This window comes from Dapis brunnea BLCC-M229, from assembly GCF_050015995.1.
Taxonomy (GTDB): domain Bacteria; phylum Cyanobacteriota; class Cyanobacteriia; order Cyanobacteriales; family Microcoleaceae; genus Trichodesmium.
The window spans coordinates 168,947-178,189 of the sequence record NZ_JBNHEP010000107.1 but is presented as its reverse complement, the minus strand read 5'-3'; the positions used below and the strand labels follow the sequence as shown (position 1 = coordinate 178,189).

Genomic DNA, 9,243 nt, shown 5'->3' with positions numbered 1-9,243 from the left:
TCCTCTCGGTTAAAACCCGAGGTAATTATCAATTATCCATTATCCATTAATGAATCTGGCACTATAGTTTTCAGAGAATATTTATAAATAGGATGGCTAGAGTAGTTAATCATACTAAGTTATGGCAGGAATTTTTCATTTAGTTGGGTTGAATATTTGCTGCCACACTCTTGCCATTCCCCAAAAAATCACATCAGGTGCATTTATAAAAGTTGCACCTAGCTCAGGAAATAGAGTTGTGAAATGACTCAATAGTATGGAGCGATCGCCTCCAGTCAATACTATTTGACTATTAGGAAATTCTTCTAGCCAAGATACAACATAATTTTTCATACCTGCTAATATGGTATAAATTATCCCACTTTGAATTGCTGTTGCTGTTTGTTTTGACCACCTTGGAGGTAACTCTAAAGGTATCTCAATTAATGGTAACATAGCTGTTCCTCTTGCTAAAGATGATAACTGCAACCTTAGCCCTGGTAAAATAGCTCCTCCCACTATTTTTTTTTGGACGTCACCACCAGTAAAGGTCATTGCTGTACCAGAATCTATGACTAATATAGGCCAACCCAAGTTTGTGCCTGCACCCAAAACTGCCAAAGCTCTATCTATTCCCAGAGTAGGATAAAGTCCTTGCAGTGATAACTTATCTAGAGTAATCATATCAAACCTGGTATAAGTTTGCCAAAGTGCTGTTTGTTCGGGAACTACTGATGCTATTAACAAAGGCATCCCATGATTGAAGTTTATATTCTTAGTTTTTAAGATACTTTTGAGGCTTTTTTCTATTGCCTTTTCCTGATTTATATGAGATTTAATTTCCTTTTGTTGAAGATATTCACTATCCCAAGTCTTCTGAAGTATTGCACCCGCAAAATAACCAAAATGTAACCGGGAATTTCCAATCATTAAACCTAGCCATTCTTGATTTTCAGACATAGAAAAATTTAGTTAATTGATCGTCGCGACGATCTGATTTTTCTACGATAGTATAGAGTGTCGAAAGTTTCACTGTTTGTGTAGCAAAACAGCTTCTCAAGTTGCATAATGGGAGATACTTATACCGTTTCACGAAAGTCAAATTTTGAATTAACTATGACTAAGCAAAAAGTAGAAAACTTAGTAGTTATAGGTTCTGGACCAGCAGGCTATACCGCCGCCATTTATGCCGGACGTGCCAACCTCAAACCAGTTGTGTTTGAAGGCTACCAAATGGGAGGTATACCAGGCGGTCAACTAATGACAACTACCGAAGTAGAGAATTTCCCTGGTTTTCCTGAAGGGATTACTAGACCTCAACTAATGGTACGGATGAAAAATCAAGCAGTTCGATGGGGAGCAGAACTATATACAGAAGATGTTACTTCTGTAAACCTAACTCAGCACCCATTTACTGTTAAGTCAGAGGAACGCGAAATCAAAACTTACAGCATAATCATTGCTACTGGGGCGACTGCCAAAAGACTCAACCTCCCTAGTGAAGAAAAATTTTGGAATAGTGGTATTTCCGCCTGTGCTGTCTGCGATGGAGCTAGTCCAGGTTTTCAAGGAGTAGAACTGGCAGTTATTGGGGGTGGGGATACGGCAGCAGAAGAGTCTATATATTTAACTAAGTATGGTTCTCATGTTCATTTGTTGGTACGCCGGAATCAGATGCGGGCAAGCCAGACGATGCAGGACAGAGTGTTGGAAAATGAGAAAATTACTGTTCATTGGCAAACTGAGGTGGTAGATGTTTATGGTAAGAGTCGCTTGGAAGGAGTGGAGGTGAGAAATAGTCAGACTGGTGAACATAAGAATTTACCAGTTGGAGGTTTGTTTTATGCAATTGGTCATACTCCGAATACTCAAATTTTTCAAGGGCAGTTGGAATTGGATGAGGTCGGTTATGTGGTGACTCAAGAGATAGTCAAAACTAGCGTTCCTGGTGTTTATGCTGTGGGTGATGTGCAAGACTATGAGTTTCGTCAAGCTATAACTGCTGCTGGTAGTGGTTGTATGGGGGCGATGTTGGCAGAGAAATGGTTGTCGTCAAAAGGTTTGGCACAAGAGTTGGCTCCAGAAAAGAATGTAGAGAAGTCGCCGGAAGAATATGAAAATGGATTGGTTGCTGATACTGTTGAGAGTTTTGACCCGAATGCTACTCACCATCTGGGGGGTTATGCTTTGCGTCGCCTTTACCATCAGAGCGATCGCCTAATTGTTGTAAAGTATTCTGCTCCTACCTGTGCTCCATGTCATACTTTGAAACCTATTTTGGAGAAGGTGATACAGGAGTTTGAGGAAAAAATTCATTATGTGGAGATTGATATTGAGGAAGATCCCGAGATTACTCAGAATGCGGGGGTGATGTCTACACCGACGATTCAGTTTTTTAAGGATAAGGGTTTGGTAGAACAGTTAAAAGGTGTGAAGCGTAAGAGTGAGTATAGAAAAGTGATTCAAAGTAATATTTAGGAAAATGTTGTAGTTTTGGAGTTTTCACTAATATTATGTCCGGTTGAACAGTTATAAATAATTCGGAAGGAGGGAAGAGGAGGAACAAAGGATAAAATTAGGTGTTTATCCCCTGTTGAAGGAAGCACTTCTACAACAGTTTGAATAGCATTTAATCAGCAGTATTAAAAGACTTGATCGGAAATATCTATTAGACCTCTCCAGAAAATAAACTTGCTCTTTATTTAAGACAATCTAGAGTTGTAAAATTCACTTTCCGAAATCATTTTTCGTATTTTTTTCGTGAAAATATATACCCTGTTCCCTGTTCCCTGTTCCCTGTTCCCTACTAGCCACAAAAAATATATATCTTTTTCACCAGATGTCTATTTGACGAAAAAGAGAAATTACAACATAAAAATGATATCAAACCTATTCATTCTGACTCCTGTCTCCTTTCCCTCGCCAATCCGACGACTCCCCTACCTGACTTCTAAGAAATAGCCTAACTATTTGTAGCAAACATTTATCAATTTGGTATTAGACCTCTCCAAAAATCCCAAATCAAATCAATTATTTCTCCCTATTCCCTATTTTATTGATATAGAGTCAATTTATGTTCATAAGTTCCTAAAACAGTATTATTTACAGCACTTTTGAGGATGCTGAGGTACAGTCATAAGACTACTTTTATATTCCCTAAACAAACAGAGGTTATAGGAATTGTAATAATACTATCTGAAAATAATAATTGCTACAATTGATGAAATTGGAAATTGCTGTACTCTAATGTTATACCATTTCACAGAATTCTGAATTCAGAATTCAGAATTTAGATTGGATAGGCTAAAAACTTTGATAAGAGAAAGGTTTGAGGCAATTATTTGACATTTAAAGTTTGAAACTATTTGTGACATCTTTAAAGTGAATTGGTATTATAATGTTAGTTTTTATAATCCTACCAATGCAACTTAATTTATAGTCTTTTTCCTTACTTTCTTTAAAAATTCTTTATTCTTCAAAATTTATGCTAGAAATCGAAAAAATCCAATCCATTGCGAAATCTTATTCCCCACAAGAACTTTTTGCTGCACTTGTTTGGCAACGTCAGTTTAATCAATTTGATGGAGAAGAGGTAATTAGAGATTTGATAAAAAATTCTACTTTATGGGCAAGTTTTTTATTCACAAAACCGATTTTTGCTCCCGATGAAAATGGCTTGAGTTTTAGTGGTTTAATTGATACACTTTTAGCAATGGCTAACTATCGTCCTATGCCACCTGAAAGTATAATTCACTTTGTATCTTATCCTGCTGATACACTTTATCTCCTTACTGAAAATCAAGCAACAATAGTATCGTCACTTTTAGACTTGGGGAAAAAATGGCGTGCTGATGCTGTAGATATTATTGATGGCATAAATGAAGAATATGCTTTCCGACTTCAACGGTGTCTTAAAGCTCGATTAACAGAAACATTAATGAGCGAAAATAAACCCTACCAACGAGATGCTGTTGTTATTTCTTATTGGTGGGATTAAAAATTAACCAAGTCAAAGGAAAAAGGAAGAAGCAAGAAGCAAGAAGACTTATAGCGGTTTTCACAAAGGTAGACTACAAAACTTCTTTTTATTAATTTATAATTCAGAATTATTAAATTAATGAATTGTAGGAGTTTTCCAGAAATGTTGAATAAAAAACTTAAACTTCCTGTAGATATTCACGCTAACTTTTACCGAATAATTAAAGTAAAAAGCCTCTCCTTTAAAGGATAAATAAGAAAAAATTTTCCCTACCGCGTCAATCAAATCCGTTTTAGGAAGAGGTAATTATCCATTATCCATTATCCATTAATGAAATGGGACTATACCAACGGACATAATATTATTTTGATTTTATAAATGCTCAAACTCACTCAGGAGTTACTTCTGAATTCTGACTTGCATATAGCGCTACATATAGGGTTTCTTAGTAAATTTGAGGCATACTTATCTTTTTTTTCCTATTCACTCTTGCCTAGAAATTATAATTTTTCACCTCACCAGTATGGTAATTTCTATATTGAGAGGGTTTATTTATTCTTCCTTATTTATTTTTAATATATAGCACTACACAAATAGGTTATAACATTTAAAAATACTCAAACTCAGTACAGGGATTACTTCTAACTTCTGACTTCTGAATTCTGACTTGCGCGTAGCGCTATAACTGCACCCAACCTATTCCTTGATAACCAAAATTAAATAATTCAGGATGTAAAATTTCTGCTAAAATTTCCAAAGAATCTACTAACCTTGGTCCTGGACGATTGAAATAAGAATTTCCATCAGTAATATAAACTTTTCCCGACTTAACTACAGGTAAATCTTGCCATTCTGAGCTTTTAATTAACTCCAGAGTATCTTGGCGAGTACGTTCCAAATCAAAACCACAGGGCATAAAAATTATTACATCTGGATTAGCAGTTAATAACTCCTCCCATTTTAACCAGGGAGAATGCTTTCCTATCTCTCCAAATAATGAGTTTCCACCAGCAAGTTTAACTAATTCTGGTATCCAATTTCCGGCTGCCATTAGTGGATTACTCCACTCAATACAAGCAACTTTGGGAATATTATTAACAGGTAAATTTTGCGTTTTTTCCTCACAAGCTACAACTCTTTTTTTCAACTGAGAAATTACCTCATTCCTATCCACTCCTAAACTACTTGCCACTCTTGCTATATCTGCCCAAACTTCTGTCAATAAATTAGGTTCTAAAGAGATAACTTGAGGATGACTTTTTGTTAAACTTTTGACTGCTATTTGTACATCCGCCAAACTAACAGCACAAACATCACATTGAGCTTGAGTAATAATATGAGTAGGTTGTAATTTTTCTAATGTTTCTAGTTCTACACGGTAGACACTTAAAGCAGACTGTAATAACTCCGTAGCGCGGTCATGAATTTCCCGACTACTACCATCAGGATTAAATTTAGGTTGAGTACAAACAGGTAAATTTTGAATTTCTGGAGGATAGTCACATTCGTGACTTCTACCAACAATAGCTTTCGTTAGTCCTAATGCTGCAATAATTTCTGTAGCACTGGGAATTAGAGAAACAATCTTTAGTGGGTAATTATTCATTATCTTCTCCTGAGTACATGGCGTAGTCTTTTCTTAATAAAAAATTAAGAGTTATGAGTATCTATTAGTATTAGTATTTTGGGAAAATAGTAACTAGAGCAAAAAATATAGCGTAGATACCCATAATGAATAATACCAAGCAATTGCTACAAGATTATACTAATGGTAACAGAAATTTTATTGCTACAAAACAGCAAGAAGTTGGCCTTAAAGGTATTAATCTCAGTGGTGCTGACTTTAGTAATTCCGATTTTAGTGATGCTGACCTGATGAATACCAATCTCTCTGGTGTGAATCTGAGTAATGCTAACTTGAGTGGGGCAAATTTGGTGGGGGCGAATTTAAGTGAAGCTAACTTAAAAGGAGCTAAACTGTGTGAAGCTAACCTGAGTAATGCTAACTTAAGTGGTGCTAATCTCTCGCAAATTGATGCAAATCGGGCTTTTCTTTTTGGTGCTAATCTTTCCCAAGCTAATCTAAATCGGGCTTTTCTTTTTAGTGCTAGTCTAAGTTATACTTGTCTGATGCAGGCGAGTATGAAGTATATAAGTTTGATTGGCGCTAATCTGGTTGGTGCCGATTTGAGTTATGCTGACTTAACTGGTTCGTATTTAATTGTTACTGATTTGAGTAGTGCTAATCTTTCTCACGCTAATTTGAGTCAGGTTGATCTCAATAGTTCTAATCTCTCTGCTGCTGACCTGACCAAGGCCAATTTTAATGGTGCTGATTTGAGTAGTGCTAATCTTTCTCATGCTAATTTGAGTCTGGTTGATTTGAGTAGTGCTAAGTTAGTTGATGCAATTCTACCTGATGGTATTGACTACCAAACACTTTGTAAAAGTTAAAAAGTTATCCCGTTTCATAGATTTACTTGAGTTCCAAATATATTTTGCCCTCTTTTTGAATACAGGGTGCATTCCATTAAATAGGATAACTGTCACTATGCCTCCGCTACCCTAAACGCTTTGCAGCGTTGGATATTTGGGGGATGAATTGTAGTTTTAGAGAAAGAGGAAGTAAAAGAAGGGATTTACCTTTTATGCAAAGATTTATCCCTTGGTTTAGCAACCCCCGCTTTGCACACTAAATACCAATCGCGTCTGTAGTATCAGCTCCCGCAAAGATAGCTGTGTTTAAATCTACAGCATTAGTGAAGTCAGACTTAATCAATTGAGAGTTACTAAAGTCGGCATTAGTTACAGTTGCTCCAATTGCTATACCATCTATAAATGAAATGTTTTGTGCATCAACACCAGTCAATATCGTATTTGAGAGGTCTGCTTTATCTAGATTGGCAATAGGTGTACCTGCTGTAAAGAAATCAGCACCTGTAAAGTTAGTACCAATAAAGCTTGCTACCTCCAGACTAGCTCCACTCAGGTCTGCTCCTTGAAAATCAGTCAGCATATCTCCACTGGATTCCTTAAGGTTTGCTCCTGTTAGGATTGCATTATCAAATTGCGCTCCATCTAAGATAGCTCCTGTTAAGTCTGCACCATCTAATTCTGCTCCAGTGAGGTCTGCTCCGGTCAGGTTTGCTCCTTTGAGTTGAGCGCCACTCAAATCAGCACCTCTTAAGTCAGCACCACTTAAATTAGCTTCTTCAAGGAAGATATTCTCGGCGAATACATCTCTAAAATTAGATCCACTGAGATTAGCACCGCTAAAACTAGCACCATCTAATTGTGTAGTAGTTTCAACACCATTAGCATCAACAAATGAACGAAAATTTGCACCAGCAAAATTAGCATCATCTGCAATGAAGTTACTCAAGTCTGCACCGCGAAATCTGAGGTTAAAATCTGTGGGGAGACCAAACTGATCTACAGTTGTGCCTGTAGGAATTACTACACCTTCAGGAAGAGATGAATTGACATCACTCACAGAAACATTTTCGAGGTTAGCAAGGTTAAAATTAACATCAAATACAAAAATATCTGTGAAGTTGGTATTTCTGAAATCCGCTCCTTTCGCATTCACATCTTGTAGAATGACTGCTTCCAAGCTAGCGCCATTTAAGTTAGCATCTACCAGTCTAGCTCCGTTCAAGTCAGCAGCTTTCAAGTCTGTTAGGGAAAGGTCAGCGCGGGTCAAATTTGCTCCGTGAAAGTTGGGACGCTCAGACTGCTCGCCACTCAGGGTAGCTTCTGTGAGAATAGCATCAGTTAGGTTAGCGTTAGAAAAGTTAATGCCATTGGTGTTGACCTTAAACAGATTGGCTTCTCTGAGGTTAGCTCCACTGAAATTAACATTTTCTAAGGTTGCCAGAGATAGATCGGATATACCAAAGCTGCTATTAGGCGCAAATATAGCACCAGAGGCATCAACATTCAGCCAATTAGATTCCCGAAAGTCAGTTTCTCTGAGCTTTGTGCCAACAAATGAGACGTCGTTCAAAGTAGCTTTAAAAAAGGTAGAACCATTTAGATTCTGACCATCAAAAACATTTCCATCTAAATCCTGTTCATTAAAATTTTCAACTGCCATTGTAGAAAGCTCCAATTATTAAAATATTAATTTGATACTAAATCCGGTTTAATATACTATCTTTTAAAAAATGCCGAATTTCTAGATATTAGAGCATCAAGCTTTTTAAATAAAAGGTTTTTATATACCGGAGTTAATACAAATTAAGTATAATTACGGATTCATTTAATCTGCATGAGAGAAAGGTAAGAGTTTTCTGAGAATTTTTTAATAGTTTTCTCAGAATTTTCTCATTATTATTTTTTTAGATAGGGTAATTTAATCCATGTTAATTAGTTTGACAGTACGCGATCGCACGTCAATTTATTGCTGTGCCATACTACTACCGTTATTCATATTACCGAAAAATTTTGGTAATTAGCCTCCCCTTGGATAGGGGATAATAAATAAAAATTTTCATGATTAGTCAATCCTATCCGTTTTCAAGGAGGGGTAATAATTAATTATTCATTATTAATTATTCATTATTAACCCATATTCCGCACGTCAAGTTGTAATATTAAAAGTAGTATAAAAAATGGTAGCGCGGGTTCGTATTTATACTCTATAAATCCTATTCATTGACCTTTCTCAGGAGTCAGATTCTCAGGAAAATATTAAGCATAAATACTCAATTACTTACTCCTATTGACCACTTTGATTGCCTCCTGTCTCCTGTCTCCTGTCTCCTGTCTCCGTTTTTCATGCTACATTTTGTCGTGCGGAATGTAGGTTATTAATTATTGAACTTAGCCAAATTGAAGCAAAAAAAATCGCCCCAACAGAATATATCTGCTAGGGAGGAAATCAAATAATTCAAGCTTTCAGAAACAAGAGGAAGAAAAAAATTCGACTGTGACTTCTCATAAGAGGTTGATTTTCTTGTAGTAGCTTGGAACTAATAAGATTGCTTCCTTCTACTACATTTCTGTCCCAATGACGGGATACTATCTTTGACTATTACCTAAGCATTTGAACCATTAACACGCTGACTAGCATAGGCATCCATACTATACGACGGAACTCGGTTGTTGTAGTCTAATCTATTGCCAGTCAAAGATTCAGATAAATTTTCAAAAGACTCAGAATTCCAGTTACGCTCGTGGATAGGCTTTGTTTGCTCGCCCAAGAAGTAAGCTTGACTTCCGATTACTGCAGCAGCTACCCAAGCGATTACGAATAGTGAGATTAAGATAACCATAATTTTTTT

7 protein-coding genes are annotated in these 9,243 nt (G+C 36.4%); 3 read left to right on the top strand and 4 right to left on the bottom strand.

Features of this window, described 5'->3' with window-relative positions:
• Positions 1-135: 135 nt before the first annotated feature.
• Positions 136-939 (bottom strand): pantothenate kinase, encoded by an 804-nt coding sequence (locus ACP6PM_RS13635; protein WP_426585430.1) that lies wholly within the window; start codon positions 937-939, stop codon positions 136-138.
• Between the two features lie 156 nt (positions 940-1,095).
• Between ACP6PM_RS13635 and trxB the strand changes: the two genes are divergently transcribed.
• On the top strand, positions 1,096-2,457 hold the full coding sequence (trxB, locus tag ACP6PM_RS13630; protein ID WP_426585428.1) for a thioredoxin-disulfide reductase: 1,362 nt from the start codon (positions 1,096-1,098) through the stop codon (positions 2,455-2,457).
• 1,006 nt (positions 2,458-3,463) lie between these two features.
• Positions 3,464-3,976, top strand: a complete 513-nt coding sequence (locus tag ACP6PM_RS13625) for a hypothetical protein (protein ID WP_426585426.1) — start codon at positions 3,464-3,466, stop codon at positions 3,974-3,976.
• A 661-nt stretch (positions 3,977-4,637) separates the two neighbouring features.
• On the opposite strand, the gene ACP6PM_RS13620 is transcribed toward ACP6PM_RS13625, so the two are convergent.
• Positions 4,638-5,564, bottom strand: coding sequence for a cobalamin-binding protein (locus ACP6PM_RS13620; RefSeq protein WP_426585424.1), 927 nt, complete (start codon positions 5,562-5,564; stop codon positions 4,638-4,640).
• 125 nt (positions 5,565-5,689) lie between these two features.
• Here ACP6PM_RS13620 and ACP6PM_RS13615 point away from each other — a divergent pair, with 125 nt between their 5' ends.
• A complete protein-coding gene (locus tag ACP6PM_RS13615; protein ID WP_426585422.1) occupies positions 5,690-6,412 on the top strand; it encodes a pentapeptide repeat-containing protein in 723 nt (240 codons plus the stop codon).
• 238 nt (positions 6,413-6,650) lie between these two features.
• Here the strand turns inward: ACP6PM_RS13615 and ACP6PM_RS13610 are convergent, their stop codons facing one another.
• Positions 6,651-8,054, bottom strand: a complete 1,404-nt coding sequence (locus ACP6PM_RS13610) for a pentapeptide repeat-containing protein (protein ID WP_426585420.1) — start codon at positions 8,052-8,054, stop codon at positions 6,651-6,653.
• Between the two features lie 943 nt (positions 8,055-8,997).
• Positions 8,998-9,234, bottom strand: a complete 237-nt coding sequence (locus ACP6PM_RS13605; protein WP_426585418.1) for a photosystem II protein, Psb35-related — start codon at positions 9,232-9,234, stop codon at positions 8,998-9,000.
• Positions 9,235-9,243: the final 9 nt, after the last annotated feature.

Bases quoted from the DNA above. Each gene is read 5' to 3' on its own strand.
- ACP6PM_RS13635 (WP_426585430.1), bottom strand. From the start codon at position 939: ATGTCTGAAAATCAAGAATGGCTAGGTTTAATGATTGGAAATTCCCGG.
- trxB (WP_426585428.1), top strand. From the start codon at position 1,096: ATGACTAAGCAAAAAGTAGAAAACTTAGTAGTTATAGGTTCTGGACCA.
- ACP6PM_RS13625 (WP_426585426.1), top strand. From the start codon at position 3,464: ATGCTAGAAATCGAAAAAATCCAATCCATTGCGAAATCTTATTCCCCA.
- ACP6PM_RS13620 (WP_426585424.1), bottom strand. From the start codon at position 5,564: ATGAATAATTACCCACTAAAGATTGTTTCTCTAATTCCCAGTGCTACA.
- ACP6PM_RS13615 (WP_426585422.1), top strand. From the start codon at position 5,690: ATGAATAATACCAAGCAATTGCTACAAGATTATACTAATGGTAACAGA.
- ACP6PM_RS13610 (WP_426585420.1), bottom strand. From the start codon at position 8,054: ATGGCAGTTGAAAATTTTAATGAACAGGATTTAGATGGAAATGTTTTT.
- ACP6PM_RS13605 (WP_426585418.1), bottom strand. From the start codon at position 9,234: ATGGTTATCTTAATCTCACTATTCGTAATCGCTTGGGTAGCTGCTGCA.